We start from the raw sequence: 19,019 nt of genomic DNA on the forward strand, positions 1-19,019 counted from the left end.
GTCAAATCTCTATGGAAAATGCCATGTCCCTCACCTTACCCGGCCCGCTCGTCTCGACTGCCTGGCTGGCAGAACACCTCGATGAGCCCGGCCTCATTGTTCTCGATGGTTCCTACAAGCTTCCCGGTGTCCTGCCGGTCGCAGCGGACGACTATCATGAGCGGCATATCCCGGGCGCACGCTTCTTCGATATCGATCGTATCGCCGATACCTCATCCCCGCTGCCCCACATGTTGCCTGCGGCGGAGGTTTTTGAGCGGTTCGCCGGTCAACTCGGTCTGTCAAATGACAGCGTGATTGTCGTCTACGACTGGCCTGGCCTGATGTCGGCCGGGCGCGTCTGGTGGACATTGAGGGTCTTCGGCCATGTCAATGTCGCAGTCCTCAATGGGGGATTGCGCAAATGGCTCGCAGAGGGGCGAGCGGTCACGGCCGAGCTCGCGACCTACGACAAGGTGCGGTTCCATGCCTCGTACAATGCGTCCCTGGTCCGTTCGAAGGACGAGATCATCGACAACCTGCGCACTCGCGGGGAGCAGATCATCGATGCCCGTTCTGCGCCGCGGTTCAACGGTGACGAGAAGGAAGTGCGTCCCGGCCTGCGCCCAGGACATATTCCCCAAAGTCTCAATCTGCCCTTCACCGAGCTGGCGGATCCGCAAACCGGGGAGCTGAAGAGCGTCGAGGCGATCCGTTCGGCCTTTGAAACTGCCGGGCTTGATTTTTCGAAGCCTGTCGTTGCCAGCTGCGGCTCCGGCGTTACTGCCGGTGCGCTGGCATTCGGGCTTTATCTTGCGGGCAAGACGAATGTCGCAGTTTACGACGGTTCCTGGTCCGAGTGGGGCCTGCCGGGAAATACGCCGGTTGACACAGGTCCGGCTTCGCACGGACCCAGAGAATGAGCGGACTGTCGGCTGATCTTTGCGAGGCGCTGCACAACCGGTTCGGCGATCGGTTCTCCACATCGCATGCCTTGAGGGAGCAGCACGGCCGCGGTGAATCCCACCACACGGCGGCGATCCCGGATGCCGTTGTCTTTGCCGAAAGCACGCAAGACGTGGCAGAGACCGTCCGGCTCTGCACGACCGAAGGCGTGCCGGTCATCGCCTACGGCGCCGGTACCTCGCTTGAGGGACATCTGGCGGCGGTGCGTGGCGGCATCTCCATCGATCTCTCCCGCATGTCGCAGATCCTCCGCGTCAGCGCCGAGGATCTCGATTGCACGGTTGAGGCAGGCGTCACCCGCGAGCAACTGAACACCCATCTGCGCGACACGGGGCTGTTCTTCCCCATTGATCCAGGCGCCAATGCGTCGATCGGCGGCATGGCTTCGACGCGGGCGTCGGGCACGAATGCCGTGCGCTACGGGACGATGCGGGAAAACGTCTTGTCGCTGACCGTCGTGCTGCCGAGCGGCCAAGTGATCCGCACCGGCGGCCGGGCGCGCAAATCCGCATCCGGCTATGACCTGACGCGGCTGTTCGTCGGGTCGGAAGGCACGCTCGGCATCATCACTGAAGTGACGCTGCGGCTTTACGGAATTCCGGAAACCATCTCCGCAGCGCTCTGCTCTTTTGAGAGTGTCGAGCAGGCGGTCGGCGCGGCGATCGCGGTCGTACAACTTGGAATTCCAGTTGCTCGCATGGAACTGATGGACCGCGGCCTGATCACGGCCGTCAACGCCTATTCCAATCTGTCGCTGAAGATCGAGGACACGCTCGCCTTCGAATTCCACGGCTCCCCCGCTGGCGTGCAGGAGCAGGTGGAGATGGTAGCGGCGATCGTTGAGGACAACGGCGGCAAGGATTTCGAATGGGCAAACGCGCCAGAAGAGCGCAATCGCCTCTGGAAGGCGCGCCATAACGCGTTTTACGCGGTCGTCTCCCAGCGGAAGAACGCCAGGGGCTGGTCGTCCGACGTCTGCGTACCGGTCTCCCAGCTCGGCAGCTGTATCCTGAAGACGCGTGAGCTCCTGCGCGACTGCAGCGTTCCGGCCGCCATTCTCGGTCATGTCGGCGATGGCAATTACCACGTCGTCTTCGCCGTCGATCCAACGAACCAGTCCGAACTCGATGAGGTTGCGTCCATCAACAAGAAGATGGTGCAGCATGCAATCTCCGTGGACGGTACCTCTACCGGCGAGCACGGTGTCGGCACTGGCAAAATCGCTTACCTGCGCCAGGAACACGGCGCTGCCGTCGACCTCATGACCGTGATTAAGAACGCCATCGATCCGAAAGGCATCATGAATCCGGGCAAGATCCTGCCGGAATAGATGTCTTCGGCCTGCCAACTTTGACAGCGGGGCTATCCTGCACATGAACACGTTCCAAACCCACAGCTCTCATTGGGGCGCCTTTTCCGGCCGATATGAGGATGGAAAGCTCGAAATCCGTCCCCATCCGGCCGACCCGCATCCCTCGCCCCTGCTGGGCAACCTTGCTGCGATCGCCCATAGCCCCGCGCGTGTCAGACGTCCGGCGGTCCGGCGCGGCTGGCGTGCGGGCACCGCCGGCAACGCACAGGGTCGCGGCGCGGACGATTATGTGGAAATCAGCTGGCCGCAGGCGCTGGACCTCGTTTCGAAGGAGCTTCGGCGCGTTTATGCAGACTTCGGCCCGCAAGCCGTGTTCGGCGGGTCCTATGGCTGGTCGAGTGCCGGACGCTTCCATCATGCGCAGAGCCAAGTCCACCGTTTTTTGAATATGCTGGGCGGATATGTGCGATCCGTCAACACTTATAGCTCCGGCGCTGCAATGGTCATCATTCCACATGTTTTGGGACCATACGACCATTTCGACCGCAAGAGCGTCAGCTGGGATGCCATCGAAAGGAGCAGCGAGCTGATCGTCGCCTTCGGAGGAATGGCGATCAAGAATACGGATGTGCATGGCGGCGGCATAAGTGCCCATATCGTGCCCCGGACGCTGAGCGGCGCGCATGCGCGAGGCGCGCGTTTGGTCCTCGTCAGCCCACTCAAAGACGATTTTCCCGCTGAGCTGAATGCGCAGTGGCTGCCGATCGTCCCGGGCACGGATGTTGCACTGATGCTCGGTCTCGCGCATGTGCTGGTTAGTGAGGGATTGTACGACCGCAGATTTCTCGACCGCTACACGGTTGGTTACGAGCGCTTCGAGACCTATCTCCTTGGCCGCAGCGACGGTGTCGAAAAGAGCCCGGAATGGGCTTCCGGCATCTGCGGCATTACCGCCGATGTCATCAGGACTCTCGCGCGGACCATGGCGGGTGCCCGGACGCTGATTACCGTCAGCCATTCCCTCCAGCGCGCCGACTATGGCGAGCAGCCCGTCTGGATGGGCATCGTGCTCGCGGCAATGCTCGGCCAGATCGGGCTGGATGGCGGCGGCTATGCCTATTCCCTCGGTGCGTTAGGTAATATCGGCAAGAGCCAGCTCGCCGTCCCACTGCCGACCTTCAGCCAGTTCAAAAATCCCGTGCCGGATTTCATTCCCGTCGCGCGTGTTGCCGACATGCTCCTGAAGCCTGGTGACGAGTTCCACTACAACGGCCAGGCGATGCGCTATCCCGATATCCGCCTCGTCTATTGGGCGGGCGGCAACCCGTTCCATCATCATCAGGATCTCAACAGGCTGCGCGCGGCGTTCAAGAGGCCGGAGACCATCATCGTGCATGAGACGGCCTGGACGTCTTCAGCACGTCACGCCGATATCGTGCTGCCGGCGACGACGACGCTCGAGCGCGACGATATCGGAGCGGCGGACCGCGATCCGTTGATGATCGCGATGAAGAAGCTGATCGAACCGGTCGGCGAAGCGCGTGACGATTATGAGATCTTCTCGGAGATAGCCCGACGTCTCGGTACGTTCGAAGAGTTCACCGAAAACCGTACCAGCCGCGAATGGCTCGCTTTCCTCTTCGAGACGACGCGCAAGGCGCTCGCAGCCCTTGGACACCAGGCTCCCGACTTCGAGACGTTCTGGGAACGCGGAGAGATATGCCTGCCGCTCAAGCCCGATGACGGCGGACCGGCGCGCGCCTTTCGCCGTGATCCGTCTGCATCTCCCCTGCAAACGCCCTCCGGGAAAATCGAGATCTTCTCGCAGACGATCGAGAGCTTCGGCTACGACGATTGCCGCGGCCATCCGCAATGGTATCCTCCAAGGACCAAGGCAGAGACCGAAGAGAACCGCTATCCGCTACACCTGGTCTGCAACCAGCCGCATCAGCGGCTGCATAGCCAGCTGGACTATGGCGATTTCAGTCGCTCCACCAAAATCAAAGGCCGGGAACCGGTTCGCATCAACCCGGCCGATGCGGCCGCGCGCGGCATCTCGGACGGCGACATCGTGAGGCTGTTCAACGCACAAGGCAGCTGTCTTGCCGCAGCCGTGGTGAGCGAGAGCGTGCGAAGCGGCGTGATGCAGCTTGCGACGGGCGCGTGGTTCGAGCCGGATGATCCGAACGCCGACAAAGCCATGTGCGTCCACGGCAACCCAAACATCCTCACGCGCGATATCGGAACCTCGCAATTGGCCCAGGGTTCCACCGGACAGCTGACGAGGGTTGAGGTGGAGCGCTTCGCCGGCGAGGCGCCTCCGGTGCGGATCTTCGAGGCAATGAGGTTCGTAGACGACGCTGATAGGGCCAGCGACCGATAGATCAGCTTTCACCGACGCGAAAGTGCATCAAAGCGCGTCCTCAACTCCGCAGACCAATGATCGAATGGGTCGGCCAAGACGAACGCTTCACTATCAGTGATCGGGGACAGGTCCGGAAAAGCCAATCCTTACACATGCAGAAACCGAACAAAATAATCCATAAATTTAGTAGAAAAAGAACAACTGGTCTTTCTCCCTCGAATTGTCCTGCTTAGGCTGTGCCTCACGATCAAACAACGCATTCGCGGATCGCCAACAGCGCTCGCCGCCAACGCAACTCGACGCAACCCGAACCATCAGGACTTCTTTATGACCGAACGCTTTTCTTTGTTCTCCCTTTCCCGGCGTCGTTTGCTGACGGCAACGTCCGCGGTAGCAATTGCCGCTCTGGTCGTAACGGCAGGGCTCACTTCGGCTCAGGGGGCGGACAACCCGGTCAACGGCGGCGATGTCACCTTTCTCATCGACTCGTTGGGCGACACCTGGATCCCGAACAACAGCGCGATCTCGAGCTTCCAGGGCCATATCTGGGGCCACGTGACCGACAAGCTTCTCTATGTCGACGCCAACGGCAAGGTCAGCCCCTGGATCGCCGAGCGCTGGGAACAGAATGACACGGCCACCGAGTTCACCCTCCATCTGAAGAGCGGCGTGACCTTCTCCGACGGCACCCCGCTCGACGCGTCGGCAGTCGTGGCCAATCTCGACATCTGGTACGCCGGCCGCAAGAGCGAAGGCATCAACCCGATTGGCCTCTTCCCGAAGACCTACGACCATGCCGAGGCAATCGACGCGACCACGGTGAAGGTTTTCTTCAAGAAGCCGACGCTCGGCTTCATCCCGACGCTCGGCTACCACGGCTCGATCCTCATCTCTCCGAAGACCATCGCCGAACCTGCCAATCAGCAGGCTGACCTCAGCAAGACTTCCGGCAGCGGCCCCTATGTGGTCGATTCCTGGAAGGAGGGCGATTTCGTCAAGCTCACCAAGCGCAAGGATTATAACTGGGGTCCGGCGGCAGTTGGCCAGACCGGCTCGGCCCACCTCGATACGATTACCTACAAGCTGGTGTCCGAGCCGTCGCTGCGCGTTGCCGCCGTTCAATCCGGACAGGCCGATGTCGCCTACAATGCTTCACCGCAGGAGCTGGAGTCTCTGAAGACGGACGGCTTCACCGTCGCGACACCGCGCTACCTTGGCTTTGTGAACGGCTGGGCGATCAATACCAAGCTTGCGCCCTACGATGACGTGAAGGTTCGCCGGGCGCTCCAGGCCGGCATCAACCGTCAGGAAATCATCGACACCGTCTACACGCCCGACTGGAAGCTCGCCACGTCCTTCATCCAGAGCAACGTGCCGGGAGCGACCGACCAGAGCGCGCTTTTGGCCTACAATCCCGAGAAGGCCGAAAAGCTTCTCGACGAGGCGGGCTGGAAGAAGGGCGCAGACGGCATCCGCACGAAGGACGGCAAGCAACTGTCGCTGACGCTGAATTCCAACCCCTACCTCGCAACCTCGAAATCGATCGATGAACTGATTGCCCAGCAACTCGGCAAGATCGGCTGGAAGGTCGATATCAAGGCCTATGACGTCGTGACGTACGGCCAGAAGGTGAAGTATGGCGGTCCCGCAGTGCCGGCCTACGAGGTGACGCGCAGCTTCATCGACGCCGGCACCGTTGCCAGTATCCTGACGAATGCCAACAACGGCGAGAATTGGTTCGCCCTCGACGAGAGCGACAAGACGCTCAACGACCTGCGCGACAAGATCGCCAGCGCCGGTTCGATCGAAAGCCGCAAGCCTCTCCTGGATGAGCTCCAGAAATACATCCTCGATCAGGGCTACTTCATCCCGCGTACGCAGATCGTCCAGCGCATCTACGTGCAGTCTCCCAAGCTGAAGGGCGAGGTCTACAACGGCGTCGCCTATGCCAGCTACTACACGGCGACGAAGAGCGATTAAGCCCGCGCGTCAATCGAGCAACGCAAGGAGGTGACCGGCATGAGCAAAGCCTACCTGAACTACGCCGCAAAGCGCCTTGTGCAGGCGATCGTCGTCATCCTGCTGGCCTATGTCTTCACCTTCGTCGTCGTCAGCATCCTGCCCGGCGACCCGATCACCAACGTGCTGAACAATCCCCAGAACGGGTTCAGCCAGGAAGAGATCAAGGAGATCATCGCCGCGCAGGGGCTGGACAAACCGATCCCGGTGCAGCTGTGGACAGCCTTCTCCGGTTTCGTGACCGGGGATCTCGGCCTGTCGATGCGGACCAACCGGCCCGTGACGACACTGATTGCCGAGGTGCTTCCGTCGACACTAGTCCTTGCCTCCGCAGGTCTCGTCGTTGCACTTCTGCTGGCGGCGGTAATTGCCTATGGCACGCAGTTTCTGCCGAAACGGTTTGGCCAGGGCTTGCTGCGGGGCTTTCCGTCGCTGTTCCTGTCGGTGCCGAATTTCGTGATCGGCCTGGTGCTGATCCACCTCTTCGGTTTCCAGCTTGGCGTCTTTCGCGTGATTGAGCCCGACAGCGTCTGGGCGACCCTTTTTGCGGCGATTGCCCTCGGCATCCCGATCTCTGCGCAAATCGCCGAAGTGCTGATCGCCAACCTCGACCATGAGTCCGGCCAGGAATATGCCGCCGTCGCACGGGGACGAGGACTTGGGCAGATGCGCCTGTTCATCAAACACCTGCTCAAGCCGTCGTCGCTCCCGGTCATCACCGTCATCGCGCTGACGATCGGCGAACTGCTCGGTGGTTCGCTGATCACGGAGACGGTCTTCGGGCGTACCGGTCTCGGCAGCCTCGTACAGCGGTCGGTCAGCACTCAGGATCTGCCCGTGCTTCAGGCGGTCGTCTCGCTGGCGGCGGTGGTCTTCGTGATCGTCAACCTGATTGCCGATCTGACCTACCCGCTGCTCGACCCGCGCGTGAAACTTCTCGGCGGGGTCGAGCGTCGTCCAACCACGGCCGACGAAGGTTCCGTTAACATCTCCAACACGGTGACGTCATGACCCTCGCCTCCGCCTATTCGACCTCGCGTTTTGCGGCGATCGGCCGGCTGACGGCGCGGCCCATACCGCCAGTCGTCGCCCTCTCTTTTGCAATCGTCGCGCTCGCGATCGCCTGGTCGCTCGCCCCCAGCCTGTTTACGAGCGACAGCCCGGTCAACGGCGTTCCTGCCCAGAAGCTGCTCGGACCGAGTGCCGCGCACTGGTTCGGCACCGATCACCTGGGTCGCGACCTCTACACCCGCGTCGTCTACGGCACGGCCTCTTCGGTGGCGAGCGCGCTGATCGCCGTCATCATCGGCGTCGTCGCCGGCGGGCTCATCGGCCTGCTGGCCGGCTTCTTCGGCGGCTGGGTCGACACTGTGTTTGCCCGTCTGGTCGACGTGCTGCTGGCAATTCCGAAATTCCTGCTGGCCGTGATCGTCGTCACTGCGATCGGCTTCGACACCACGAACGCGGCAATCGCAACAGGCGTTTCGGCGGTGGCCCTCTTTGCCCGGGTGATGCGCTCGGAGGTCATCAAGACGCGGCAAGCGACGTTCGTCGAGTCTTCCTTCCTGCTCGGCGGCTCGCGCTGGCACATTCTGTGGCGTCATGTGCTTCCGAATGCGTCGCGCTCGGTGCTGCCACTTGCGGTGCTGCAATTCGGCGACTCGATCCTGGTGATCGCAAGCCTCGCTTTCCTTGGTTATGGCGACCCGCCGCCCGCTTCCGACTGGGGCCTGCTGATCTCGATCGGCAAGGATTACCTCAAATGGCCGTGGCTGGTTTACGCACCCGCCTTCGTCACGATCGCAACCGTCCTCTCTGTGAACAGGATCAGCCGATGGCTTCGCAAGACAGACTGACTGAGATTTTTGCTCACACCGACGCCACCGCATCCGCATCCCGACGATCGGCCTCCTTGCTGCGGATCGACGGACTATCGGTTTCCTATGGGGCGAACGAGGTCGTCAGCGATGTCGGGTTCGAGCTTGGCCGCGGCAAGAGCCTCGCTCTCATCGGCGAGTCCGGCTCCGGAAAATCGACGATTGCCCGCGCCGTATTGCGACTGCTCCCTGCCGGCGGAAAGGCTGCGGGCCGCGTTGAATTTGACGGCCAGGACGTGCTCGGGCTCTCGGAACCTCGTTTCCGGCCGCTCAGGGGACGTGCGATCGGCTTCGTGCCGCAAGACCCCGGCAACTCGCTCAATCCCGTGCGGACGATCGGCGCCCAGGCCATGGAGGCGGCAGCGCTTGTTTGCGAGCCCAATAAGGCAATCCGAAAGGCGCTCATCCTGGAGACCTTCGCGCAGGTTGGGCTGGACAACCCCCAGCGAGTGTACGGTTCCTACCCGCACCAGCTATCCGGCGGCATGCTGCAGCGCGTGCTGATTGGCCTTGCCGTCCTTCCGCGCCCGCTCCTGCTGGTTGCGGACGAGCCGACCTCGGCACTCGACGTCACCATACAGAAGCGCATCCTCGATCTGCTTTCCAAATTGCAGCACGAGCTCGATATCAGCCTGCTCCTCATTACCCACGATCTGGCGATCGCCGCGGAGCGAGCAGACGCACTGGTGGTGCTCAAGGACGGCCTCGTCCAGGAGGCCGGCAGTACCGCAGCAGTCTTCTCCGCGCCCGCTTCGGCCTATGCGAAGAAGCTGCACGCCGATGTGCCGGCCCTGAACCCTGATCGCTACCGTGCACTGCGCGACCCGGCCTTCCGTTTCCTCGGGGCCAAGTCCGACAAGGTCGCGAAGATCGAGGTGAGCGGCGTTACGAAGACATTCACGGTGGATGGTAAGGTTCTGACGGCCGTCAACGACGTATCGTTTGCCGTCCAGGCGGGTACGACCCACGCGCTGGTCGGAGAGTCGGGCTCTGGCAAGACGACTGCAATCCGATTGCTGCTTGGGCTTGAACAACCCGACACGGGCAAGATCGCGGTCGCCGGCGAGCGGCTCGACGGGCGCTCGCCTCAGTCGCTGCGCGCGGTATGGCGGCACCTGCAGCTTGTGTACCAGAACCCGTTCACGTCGTTGGACCCGACCTGGAAAGTCGAGGAGCTGGTGCGCGAACCGCTTGACCGGTTCGGGATCGGAACCCGTGAGGAGCGGGCAGCGTGGATCCGCGAAGCGCTGGCCAATGTAGGGCTCGGCAAGCCCCTGCTTTTGCGCAAGCCGGAAGCCTTGTCGGGTGGCCAACGCCAGCGCGTCGCCATTGCCCGGTCGCTGGTCCTCCAGCCGGATGTGATCGTGCTCGATGAGCCCACCTCTGCGCTCGACGTCAGCGTCCAGGCCGACATCGTCGAGGTGCTGCTTTCGCTCCAGGCCAGGCTCGGCCTGACCTACGTCTTCGTCTCGCACGATCTGGCCCTTGTTCGCCAACTCGCCCACACCGTCTCTGTGATGCAGCGCGGCCGCATCGTCGAACACGGCACTGTGACAGACATATTCGAAAGCCCGCAGCAGCCCTATACGCGCTCGCTGCTGGAGTCGATCCCATCCGGTGCCGCGCATATTGGGCGGATACCGCACCCACAGCACCGCCGGATCGTCAACCAGGAAAAGATTGCATGAGCATCGCTGCACCCGCCAGCACCCTGCCCGCGCCGTTCCGACCGAAGTTGCGGCTCGGCTTCAACACCCGGGTATCCTTCAATGACGAAGCCGGGCCGGCGCAAGGTCTGCGCGACGGGATCGAACTCTTCAAGGCGGCCGAACGGCTCGGCTACCAATCGGGTTGGGCCTACCAGCGGCATTTCGACCACTACCTGTCCTCGCCGCTTCCGTTCTTCGCTGCGGCAGGCCAGCACACAAGGCACATCACGCTCGGATCAGCCGTCATCCCGATGCGCTACCAGGATCCGATACTGCTCGCCGAGGCGGCCGGCACGACCGATCTGCTGATCGGCGGACGGCTGGAGTTGGCCATCTCGACTGGCGCCAATGCGGCGTTCGACGCAGTCTTCGGTGCGGTCGATACCGATGCCCGGACGGAAGCCAAACGTCGTCAGGCACGTTTCCTGTCTGCCATTGCGGGCGAAGTCCTCCATACCGTGGCTTCACCTGACCAGGGCGTCCCACATGGCGCCAACCTTCGTGTGACGCCGCATAGCCCGACGTTGCGCTCTCGCATCCGGCAGGGTTCGGCAAGCTTGAGTTCCGCGATACAGGCTGCCGAACTCGGGATCGGATTGATCTCGGGAACCGTGCTGCACGACCAGGCGCAAGACGAAACATTTGGAGAATATCAGGCGCGCATTATCGATGCTTACAGGAAAACGTGGCGCACAAAGTGGGGAACGGAAGCGCCAAAGGTAGCAGTGGCCGCCTCCATTCTGGTTGGAACGACGGCAGAACTCCGCGACAAGTATGCGGCGTATGATCTTGAGCGCCGAACGAAAGGGATTGGAGCGTCCCGCCCGAAAGGCGCGCTCGAGCCTGTCAGCCAGCCTCCCGGCATCCAGATCTCGCCGGTTTTCCAGGGAACGCCTGATCAGGTCATCGAGGCAGCTTTCAAGGATCCGGGTCTCGCGGCTGCCGATGAAGTGGTGCTCTTCTTGCCGCCGGCATTCGGCCTGGAAGAGAACATTCGCCTGCTGTCCGATCTAGCCGAAACGGTTGCTCCAGCCTTCGGTTGGTCGCCGGCACAATAATGGGATGGCAGTTGCTGTTTGAGAACGAGGCTATCCAAGAGCGGTTCAATTGCACCGACCATGCGGACACGTTGAACGGCCGAAACAAAATCGCGAAGGGATCCAAAAATGGGTAACAATCTGATCGTCGGCTTCTCGGGCAACCTTTCCCGTCCCTCAAGTACCAGGCGTTTCGTGGAGAACGTGACAACGTCGCTGGCGACGCAGGCCGGTCTATCGCACAGGGTATTCGACATCGAAGACATCGGCCCCTCACTTCTGGCCGCGAGGACGGTTGCCGACCTCGATGCCGAGGCGAGGACGGTGATACGATCGATCATCGAAGCCGAAGCGCTCGTCATCGGTTCCCCGACTTACAAAGGAAGCTATACGGGTCTGTTCAAGCACGTCTTTGATCTTCTTGATCCAGCAGACCTGCGCGGTAAACCCATCATTCTCACAGCGACTGGCGGCGGTGATAGACATTCTCTCGTGGTAGAACATCAACTTCGTCCGCTGTTTGCCTTTTTCGAAGCCTTTGTCCTGCCGACAGCAATTTATGCTTCGAGCCGCGACTTCAACGATGGCGAACCCTCAACGGCTATCATCGGTCGCGTAAATCAGGCGCTGGCAGAGGCCTCCTTCCTTGTGAAAGCTCGTTCAGCGACAGAAGCGATCGCGGCCGAATGAGCAATGCTTGCATGTCACCCTGTAGTTTAACCGCAGCAGAGCCAATTGACCTCCACGCGACCAACCGAGCCACGAGCGAGAATGCGTCCGCGATACCGCGCCGGACAGGATTGGCAAGGGTCCGGAAGTCATCAACATTGAGCTAGAGTCTGCGTGAAAACGGCTTCGGCTCTGAGTTCTTGCGAGTCAGCGGCCATAGTGCCGCCACAGAGTTCGGCCCAATCATGCTTGTATAACAAGCGGATGGCATAAAATGAGATTGCTGGCATTCCTCGCTGCGGCCCTTTTGCTGACGGTCTTTAACGCTCAAGCCCAGGTTTACGGGCCGTACGATGACTACGACGATTACGGCGGCTACTATTATGACGATCCATATAGCCCCTATCCGCCACCTTCCCCCTACTACCAGGCAACACCTCGATATCAGGCACCCTCGCGTGAGCGCAGGCAACGGTCGACACAGAGCGCACGGGGAATGATTGTGATCGCGACACGCGAGCATACGCTTGTCTACACGACGACATGGGGTGAACAGTTTGCCTACCCGATCGCCGTCGGACGCGAAGGCAAACAATGGTACGGATCCACGCGGGTTGTATCCAAACGGGCGCATCCCGAATGGCGGCCCACAGCAAGCATGCGGCAGAAGAATCCGAAGCTTCCGGCGGTCGTAAGGCCCGGTCCCAGTAACCCGCTAGGCACCCGAGCAATCTACCTTGCCGACGGACTGCTACGCATACACGGCACCAACGATCCCTCCTCCATTGGCACCAACGCGTCGAGCGGTTGCTTTCGGATGTATCGCGAAGACGTCGAGGAGCTTTACGAGATGGTGCAGCCGGGGACCCAGGTGATCGTCCAGCGGTAGTCGAATATCGCCTGATCAAACTGTTGGGGACTCGCCCCTGTCTTGGCAAATATCATGATCGGCAAGCAACTCTATGATCGCACTCGGCGTGTTCGCCGGACATCTTGTTCCAGATGCATCAGCGGCTTCAGGCCACCTCACGGCAGTATTCCGCGTCGATCGCGATCGATCCGTGGTAGTCAGTTTTGCGTCACTCGAATGCCATGCAGCTTCGCGCCGACATACTTTTCCACCGTGTGTTCCTTCCAGAATTATAGTTTGGTCACATGCCGAAAACCACGGCACCACCCATCAGGCCGGCGCCGGCGGCGGTGAGCAGCAGCCTTTCTCCTCCCGTAAACCGCCGCTCGAAATGGGCGACGGACAGGGAAAGCGGGATGGTCGCGGCAGACGAATTGCCGAAGCTCTCGATCGTGCGGATCGTCTTTTCGGGCGCGATGCCGAGGTTGCCGGAGACGGCGTCGAACATGCGCGCGTTGGCCTGATGCGGAACGAACCGGTCGATATCGGCCGCGACAATTCCTGCCTGCTCCAGCGCCCGCTTCGAGGTTTCGGTCATCAAGGCGACGGCGCGGGAGAAGACCTCGCGGCCGTCCTGCATGGTCATCAGGAAATCCTCGGCACTGGCTTCGGGAGAGAACGGCCGGTTGCTGCCCCCAGCGGGGATGTTGATCAGGCCATAGCCGCTGCCGTCCGATGCGAGATCGGCAGAGAGGAGGCCGCTTCGCCCATGCGTGCAGGGGACCAGCACCACGGCGCCAGCCGCATCAGCAAAGAGGACGGCGCTTGCCCGCTCGACAGGATTGATGCGGCGGCTCAGGATATTGGCGGCCACCACCAGGACGGCACGGCCATGCGCTCGCACGAAACCGTCCGCCAGCGTGAGCGCGTAGAGAAAGCCCGAACAGGCGCCGGCGAGATCAATCGCGCCGGATTTTTCCAGATTCAGCCGGTGGGCCAGCAGCGGAGCCGAGGGCGGCAGAAGATGATCCGGCGTCGAGGTCGCAAGCAGCGTCAGTGCGATCTCGTTGCGGGCGATCCCGGCATCGTCGAGCGCCATCCGTCCGGCTTCGGCGGCCAGGCCGCTCAGCGTCTCGCCCTCTTCGGCCCAATGGCGCGTGCGGATGCCAGTTCGCCGCTCGATCCAGCCTGTTTCGAGACCCAGGCGCACTTCGATCTCGGCATTATCGACGCAGCGAGCCGGCACGGCATGCCCGAAACCGGCCATACGGGAAGAACGACCCGACATCATCCTGCGCTCCCAAGAATGATCGAGGCGACCTCGTCTATGGCGTCATAGGCGCGACTGAGATCGACTGCCGTCACGCAATAGGGCGGCATCAGATAGATAACGTTGCCGAGCGGACGGATCAGCAGGCCGCGCTCGCGAAACAGCCGCCGCATGCGCGGGCCGGCCTCGGCGAGATAACCGCCTGAGGATACGACGAGATCGAGCGCCGCAATCGTTCCGGACTGCCGGATATTGGCGAACCGTTTGTCGCCCTCGAAACGCCGCAGGTTCTGCCGGTGCAGTGCTGCGAGATTTTCGATCCGTTCAAAGACCGGTTCGTTGCGCCAGATGTCGAGATTGGCGACGGCGGCCGCGCAGGCGATCGGGTTGGCGGTATAGGAGCTCGAATGGAAGAAGGTCTTGCGCCGGTCGGTGGAGAGGTGAGCATCGAAGATGTCGCCGGTGCAGAGGGTTGCCGCAAGCGGCAGCGCACCGCCCGTCAGCCCCTTGGATGTGCATAGGATATCGGGCGTGATGCCGGCCTGCTCCGAGGCGAACATCGTTCCCGTCCGGCCCCAACCGGTCATCACTTCATCGGCGATCAGCAGGCAGCCATGGTGCTGGGCGATCTCCTTCAGACCGGCAAGCGTGCCGGCATCATAGATCTTCATGCCACCCGCACCGAGAACTAGGGGCTCGATCACCAGGGCCGCCACCCGGCCCGAACGGCAGGAGGATTCGAACATGTCGAGCGTCAGCTGCTCGCGGCCAGCTTCGGGGAAGGCAAGTCGGTCGACGCCGAAGAGCAGCGGTTCATAGGCGGCGTTGAAAACGCCTCGCTCCCCGGTCGACATCGTGCCGATCGTATCGCCGTGGTAGCTCGCCTCGATCACCACTATCCGGTCGCGCGCCTCTCCCCTGTTGTGGAAATAACCGAGTGCCATTTTGAGCGCCACCTCGACCGAGGTCGAACCGCTGTCGGAATAGAAGACATGGCTCAATCCCGGCGGCGCGATCTCGATCAATCCCTCGGCCAATCGTTCGGCGGGCGCGTGCGAGAATTCGGCGAAAATGATCTGGTCATAAGCCTCCGTCGCCACCCGGATCGCCGCCATGATTGCCGGATGCCGGTGGCCATGGGTGATGACCCACCAGGACGAGATCGCGTCGAGAAAGCGATGACCATCCTCGTCAACCAGATAGGCGCCCTCAGTCGATGCGATACGTTTCATCGGCGGTTCGAGCGCATGCTGGGTGAAGGGGTGCCAGATAGCCGAGCGGGTCATGCGGGCACCTCCGCAAAGGAAGCGAGTTCGAAATTGCCGCGGAACACCTCGCCAAGCCCATCGGGCGTGATGTCCTGAAGCCAGGGGAGCCGACCGAGCGAACGAATGCCACCCATTTTCACGATAGTGCGCTGCGTTTCCTGGTTCTCGTCGCCGATGAAGGTGACGCCGAACACCGGAATGTTGCGATGCTTCAGAGCTTCGAGTGACAACAGCGTGTGGTTGATCGTGCCGAGCGATGTCCTGGCGCAAAGGATGACCGGAACCTGCCAGCGGGCAAACATATCGGCGAAAACCAGATCGTCAGAGAGCGGCACGAGCAGCCCGCCCGCCCCCTCGATCACCAATGGCCGGTTTGTCATCGGCGGCACCAGCCTTTCCGGATCGATCGCAATGCCATCCAAACGGGCTGAAAGATGCGGCGAGGCAGGTGTGGCAAGGCGATAGGCTTCCGGCAGGATGCGTGTGCCCGGCACGCCGCCGAGCCGCATTACCGTCTCGCTATCGCTCTCGTCCTCGAGCCCCGACTGGACGGGCTTCCAGTAATAGCCGTCCAACGCCGCAGTAAGGGCAGCGGCAAAGACCGTCTTGCCGATGCCGGTGTCGGTGCCGGAGATGACGAAGCGACGGGTCATGGCCTATCCTCCTCGATCGCCACGGCCAGCCGCCGGACCATGGCCGCAATCTGGTCCTCATCGACGTTCAGCGTGATGGAAATCCTGAGACGCGCCGTGCCGTCCGGCACGGTCGGCGGCCGGATCGCCCTGATGTCGAAACCTCCGGCGCGCATGCGCTCGGCGACCCGAACCGAGCGGGCATTGTCGCCGATCATCACAGGCAGGATCTGCGAACCGCTCGGGCTGATGCCGATCCGGGAGGACAATTGTTCGCCGGCGAAGTTCTTGAGGCGCTCCAGTCGCATGCGCTGTTCCGGCTCGTCGGCGATCATGCGCAACGCCTCCCGCACCCCTGATGCCATCAACGGCGACGGGGCGGTTGAGTAGATGAAATTGCGTGCGCGGTTGATGAGATAGTCGGCGAGGACAGCAGGCAGGCCGAGAAGCGCGCCGGAGACGCCGAGCGCCTTGCCGCAGGTATGCAGGACCAGAACATTGCCGCGGCTTTCCAGCCCCGAAGCAAGGCCGCGGCCGCCGGGACCGAATATGCCGGTGGCATGCGCTTCGTCGACGATGAGGAAGCCGTCGTGCCGGTCGGCGAGTTCGGCGAGCTCAGAAATCGGCGCTTGATCCCCGTCCATCGAATAGAGGCTCTCGACCGCGATCCAGGGACGCCCCTTGCCGCCGCCTGCGCGCCAGCGCCGGATCGCCTGATCGAAAGCGGCGACCTCATTGTGCGGCACGGCGACCGCCTCCGCCTTGCTGGCCGATATGCCGTCATGGGCGCTCGCATGGATCAGCGCGTCATGGACGATCAGGTCGTCGCGCTGCGGCAGCGACGAGAAGAGCGCCACATTGGCCGCAAATCCGCTGCCGAAATAGAGGATCTTCTCGACCCCGAAAAACGCAGCCGCTTCCGCCTCGAGCGCCTCATGTTCGGCATGATTGCCGCGCAAAAGCCGCGAACCACCTGCACCGGCTGGCACGCCCTTGTCGATCGCAGCTGATATCGCCGCCTTCAGGCGGGGGGCACTGGCGAGCCCAAGATAGTCGTTGGAGGTGAAATCCACGCCTTGCTGCAGGCTGAGCGTGCGCAATCGCGACTTGCGCTGAAGGCCCGCAAGTGTAGCCGCATAGCGGGCGAGCGCCTGCGAACTCAACGGGCTTGCTCCAGTTCCATCGGCTTCAGCCCGAGCCGGCTGAAGAGGGCCGCATCATGATCCTCGCCGGGATTTTCCGCCGTGAGCAACATGTCGCCGACGAAAATCGAATTGGCCCCGGCGAAGAAACAGAGGGCCTGCGTTTCATCGCTCATCTCGGTGCGACCGGCCGACAGGCGGACATGCGAGCGCGGCATCAGGATACGGGCGAGCGCAACGGTGCGGACGAAGTCGATCGGGTCGACCGGTGCGGCATCGGCAAGCTTGGAGCCCGGGATCGGGATCAGCATATTGATCGGCACGCTTTCCGGTGGTGCCGGCAGATTGGCGAGCGTCACCAGCATCGAAATACGATCTTCGGCCGTTTCGCCCATGCCGAGAATGCCACCTGCGCAGACCTTGATCCCGGCATCGCGGACATTGGCGAGCGTTTCCAGCCGGTCCTGGAACGTGCGCGTGGTGATGATCTCGGAATAATAGCGCTCGGACGTATCGACATTGTGGTTGTAGTAGTCGAGGCCGGCCTCGGCGAACCTTTCGGATTGCGCTGGCGTCAACATGCCAAGCGTCATACAGGTTTCCATCCCGAGTGCTTTCACGCCCTCGACCATGGCGACCAGTGCCTCCATGTCGCGCTCTTTGGGATTGCGCCACGCGGCCCCCATGCAGTAGCGCGTCGCACCGCCTTCCCTTGCCTTCTGCGCCTCGCCAAGCACGCGCTTGACTTCCATCAGCTTCGACGCCTTGAGACCCGTCGGATATTGGGCGGACTGGCTGCAATAGCCGCAATCCTCGGCACAGCCACCGGTCTTGATAGACAGCAGCCTGCTCATCTGAATGGCATTGGGATCAAAGTGCGCGCGATGGACCTGCTGAGCACGGAAAAGAAGATCGTTGAACGGCAAGTTATAGATAGTTTTTGCTTGCTCGCATGAGACGGGGATACCGGGCGGCAGCGCCACATTGTCCAACATTCAATTACCTCCCATTTGAATAGATAGAATCTAGTTTTATCTATAATTTTATGGACGGCAGCGTTTTGCAATAGCCCTGTGCGGGAATGTTGATCAGGTAAGCAACTCGAAAGAGAACCGACGGAGAGTGAGATGCTTCCATCGACACACCCATCCGAGCATCACTAGGTCGCTCCGCACCACACGGTCGCTGAATGCTTTTGTTTTCGAAAACGTGGAAAAATTCAGCTCGGCTCTGCCTTAGCCTTCAATGGCAAATGCCGCGCCCGTTGCGCCCGAGGCATACAGGATCGGCTTTTGGCCAATCCTCTGCACATGCCGATCCAGCACCACAATGGCCTGCTCGACTTTGCCCTTACGGAGATGGTCGACAATAGCATGATGATCGACATCAACCCGTGGCGCCCAGCCGCCGCGCCCGCTCACAAACAAAAGTCGCGATCCCACCATATGGAGATCGTCGATCGCTGCAAGCAGCCGCGGCATGTCGCAAGGTGCGAGCAAAAGCCTGTGGAACCGGCGATTCGCCTCGTCCCATTCGCGGATATCAACCGCACCGTCACCGGCAGTCATGGCTGTTTCCGCCTCATCCAGGATGAACGGAGTCAAATGCGGCGCAGCATGGCGAAGCGCAAGCACCTCCAGGGCAGAGCGCATGCGGGCAACCTCCTGAACCTCGGCGAGCGAAAATGACGCGACCCGCACGCCACGGCGCGCCTCACTCACCGCGAGCCCCTGTGCCTCGAGGCGACGGAATGCCTCGCGCACCGGCACATGGCTGGTGCCGAATTCTTCAGCGATATGATCCTGCCTGAGCCTGCTGCCGGGCTCCAGAGCGCCCGTAATGATGCGGTCGGCGAGAACGCGGCTGATGCGATTGGCGATCGTGTCTTCGGTGATCGTGGTCATGTTTTATAGATAATTTCACA

The 19,019-nt window shown here is 61.8% G+C and carries 16 protein-coding genes; 10 read left to right on the forward strand and 6 right to left on the reverse strand.

What is annotated here, in order from left to right:
- Positions 1–23 precede the first annotated feature (23 nt).
- The 10 genes from sseA to PMI11_RS02110 all read left to right on the forward strand — a co-directional run bounded on the left by sseA (position 24) and on the right by PMI11_RS02110 (position 12,822).
- Positions 24–902 carry a 3-mercaptopyruvate sulfurtransferase gene (sseA, locus tag PMI11_RS02065; RefSeq protein ID WP_007812779.1) on the forward strand — a complete coding sequence of 293 codons (879 nt, stop codon included), beginning with the start codon at positions 24–26 and terminating at the stop codon, positions 900–902.
- Positions 899–2,275 carry an FAD-binding oxidoreductase gene (locus PMI11_RS02070; protein WP_007812782.1) on the forward strand — a complete coding sequence of 459 codons (1,377 nt, stop codon included), beginning with the start codon at positions 899–901 and terminating at the stop codon, positions 2,273–2,275. Before sseA ends, PMI11_RS02070 begins: the two co-directional genes overlap by 4 nt.
- A 43-nt stretch (positions 2,276–2,318) precedes the next feature.
- Complete coding sequence (locus PMI11_RS02075; protein WP_007812785.1) at positions 2,319–4,640, forward strand: molybdopterin-dependent oxidoreductase; 2,322 nt, start codon at positions 2,319–2,321, stop codon at positions 4,638–4,640.
- A 309-nt stretch (positions 4,641–4,949) separates the two neighbouring features.
- Positions 4,950–6,602, forward strand: coding sequence for an ABC transporter substrate-binding protein (locus PMI11_RS02080; RefSeq protein ID WP_007812787.1), 1,653 nt, complete (start codon positions 4,950–4,952; stop codon positions 6,600–6,602).
- 39 nt (positions 6,603–6,641) lie between these two features.
- Positions 6,642–7,652: an ABC transporter permease gene (locus PMI11_RS02085; protein ID WP_007812789.1), complete on the forward strand. Its 1,011-nt coding sequence runs from the start codon at positions 6,642–6,644 to the stop codon at positions 7,650–7,652.
- A complete protein-coding gene (locus tag PMI11_RS02090; protein ID WP_007812791.1) occupies positions 7,649–8,497 on the forward strand; it encodes an ABC transporter permease in 849 nt (282 codons plus the stop codon). Before PMI11_RS02085 ends, PMI11_RS02090 begins: the two co-directional genes overlap by 4 nt.
- Positions 8,476–10,206 (forward strand): dipeptide ABC transporter ATP-binding protein, encoded by a 1,731-nt coding sequence (locus tag PMI11_RS02095; RefSeq protein WP_007812793.1) that lies wholly within the window; start codon positions 8,476–8,478, stop codon positions 10,204–10,206. Before PMI11_RS02090 ends, PMI11_RS02095 begins: the two co-directional genes overlap by 22 nt.
- Positions 10,203–11,285 carry an LLM class flavin-dependent oxidoreductase gene (locus tag PMI11_RS02100; RefSeq protein ID WP_007812795.1) on the forward strand — a complete coding sequence of 361 codons (1,083 nt, stop codon included), beginning with the start codon at positions 10,203–10,205 and terminating at the stop codon, positions 11,283–11,285. The genes PMI11_RS02095 and PMI11_RS02100 overlap by 4 nt, the downstream gene beginning before the upstream one ends.
- 108 nt (positions 11,286–11,393) lie before the next feature.
- Complete coding sequence (msuE, locus tag PMI11_RS02105) at positions 11,394–11,954, forward strand: FMN reductase (RefSeq protein WP_007812798.1); 561 nt, start codon at positions 11,394–11,396, stop codon at positions 11,952–11,954.
- Positions 11,955–12,207: 253 nt separating this feature from the next.
- On the forward strand, positions 12,208–12,822 hold the full coding sequence (locus tag PMI11_RS02110; protein WP_007812799.1) for a L,D-transpeptidase: 615 nt from the start codon (positions 12,208–12,210) through the stop codon (positions 12,820–12,822).
- Between the two features lie 262 nt (positions 12,823–13,084).
- On the opposite strand, the gene PMI11_RS02115 is transcribed toward PMI11_RS02110, so the two are convergent.
- The 6 genes from PMI11_RS02115 to PMI11_RS02140 form a co-directional block, all read right to left on the reverse strand.
- Entirely contained in the window at positions 13,085–14,071 is a 987-nt protein-coding gene (locus tag PMI11_RS02115) for a beta-ketoacyl-ACP synthase III (protein ID WP_007812802.1), read from the reverse strand.
- Positions 14,071–15,339 (reverse strand): adenosylmethionine--8-amino-7-oxononanoate transaminase, encoded by a 1,269-nt coding sequence (locus tag PMI11_RS02120; RefSeq protein WP_007812803.1) that lies wholly within the window; start codon positions 15,337–15,339, stop codon positions 14,071–14,073. The genes PMI11_RS02115 and PMI11_RS02120 overlap by 1 nt, the downstream gene beginning before the upstream one ends.
- A complete protein-coding gene (bioD, locus tag PMI11_RS02125) occupies positions 15,336–15,974 on the reverse strand; it encodes a dethiobiotin synthase (RefSeq protein ID WP_007812805.1) in 639 nt (212 codons plus the stop codon). Before bioD ends, PMI11_RS02120 begins: the two co-directional genes overlap by 4 nt.
- Positions 15,971–17,116: an 8-amino-7-oxononanoate synthase gene (locus tag PMI11_RS02130; RefSeq protein ID WP_007812807.1), complete on the reverse strand. Its 1,146-nt coding sequence runs from the start codon at positions 17,114–17,116 to the stop codon at positions 15,971–15,973. Before PMI11_RS02130 ends, bioD begins: the two co-directional genes overlap by 4 nt.
- Positions 17,113–18,090 (reverse strand): biotin synthase BioB, encoded by a 978-nt coding sequence (gene bioB, locus PMI11_RS02135; protein WP_007812809.1) that lies wholly within the window; start codon positions 18,088–18,090, stop codon positions 17,113–17,115. Before bioB ends, PMI11_RS02130 begins: the two co-directional genes overlap by 4 nt.
- Before the next feature lie 240 nt (positions 18,091–18,330).
- Entirely contained in the window at positions 18,331–18,999 is a 669-nt protein-coding gene (locus PMI11_RS02140; protein ID WP_007812811.1) for a GntR family transcriptional regulator, read from the reverse strand.
- Positions 19,000–19,019 lie beyond the last annotated feature (20 nt).

The organism is Rhizobium sp. CF142 (assembly GCF_000281145.1).
Classification (GTDB): Bacteria; Pseudomonadota; Alphaproteobacteria; order Rhizobiales; family Rhizobiaceae; genus Rhizobium.

What these genes read in the sequence shown, in the direction of transcription:
- sseA (WP_007812779.1), top strand. Translation starts at nt 24, where the DNA reads ATGTCCCTCACCTTACCCGGCCCGCTCGTCTCGACTGCCTGGCTGGCA.
- PMI11_RS02070 (WP_007812782.1), top strand. Translation starts at nt 899, where the DNA reads ATGAGCGGACTGTCGGCTGATCTTTGCGAGGCGCTGCACAACCGGTTC.
- PMI11_RS02075 (WP_007812785.1), top strand. Translation starts at nt 2,319, where the DNA reads ATGAACACGTTCCAAACCCACAGCTCTCATTGGGGCGCCTTTTCCGGC.
- PMI11_RS02080 (WP_007812787.1), top strand. Translation starts at nt 4,950, where the DNA reads ATGACCGAACGCTTTTCTTTGTTCTCCCTTTCCCGGCGTCGTTTGCTG.
- PMI11_RS02085 (WP_007812789.1), top strand. Translation starts at nt 6,642, where the DNA reads ATGAGCAAAGCCTACCTGAACTACGCCGCAAAGCGCCTTGTGCAGGCG.
- PMI11_RS02090 (WP_007812791.1), top strand. Translation starts at nt 7,649, where the DNA reads ATGACCCTCGCCTCCGCCTATTCGACCTCGCGTTTTGCGGCGATCGGC.
- PMI11_RS02095 (WP_007812793.1), top strand. Translation starts at nt 8,476, where the DNA reads ATGGCTTCGCAAGACAGACTGACTGAGATTTTTGCTCACACCGACGCC.
- PMI11_RS02100 (WP_007812795.1), top strand. Translation starts at nt 10,203, where the DNA reads ATGAGCATCGCTGCACCCGCCAGCACCCTGCCCGCGCCGTTCCGACCG.
- msuE (WP_007812798.1), top strand. Translation starts at nt 11,394, where the DNA reads ATGGGTAACAATCTGATCGTCGGCTTCTCGGGCAACCTTTCCCGTCCC.
- PMI11_RS02110 (WP_007812799.1), top strand. Translation starts at nt 12,208, where the DNA reads ATGAGATTGCTGGCATTCCTCGCTGCGGCCCTTTTGCTGACGGTCTTT.
- PMI11_RS02115 (WP_007812802.1), bottom strand. Translation starts at nt 14,071, where the DNA reads ATGTCGGGTCGTTCTTCCCGTATGGCCGGTTTCGGGCATGCCGTGCCG.
- PMI11_RS02120 (WP_007812803.1), bottom strand. Translation starts at nt 15,339, where the DNA reads ATGACCCGCTCGGCTATCTGGCACCCCTTCACCCAGCATGCGCTCGAA.
- bioD (WP_007812805.1), bottom strand. Translation starts at nt 15,974, where the DNA reads ATGACCCGTCGCTTCGTCATCTCCGGCACCGACACCGGCATCGGCAAG.
- bioB (WP_007812809.1), bottom strand. Translation starts at nt 18,090, where the DNA reads ATGTTGGACAATGTGGCGCTGCCGCCCGGTATCCCCGTCTCATGCGAG.
- PMI11_RS02140 (WP_007812811.1), bottom strand. Translation starts at nt 18,999, where the DNA reads ATGACCACGATCACCGAAGACACGATCGCCAATCGCATCAGCCGCGTT.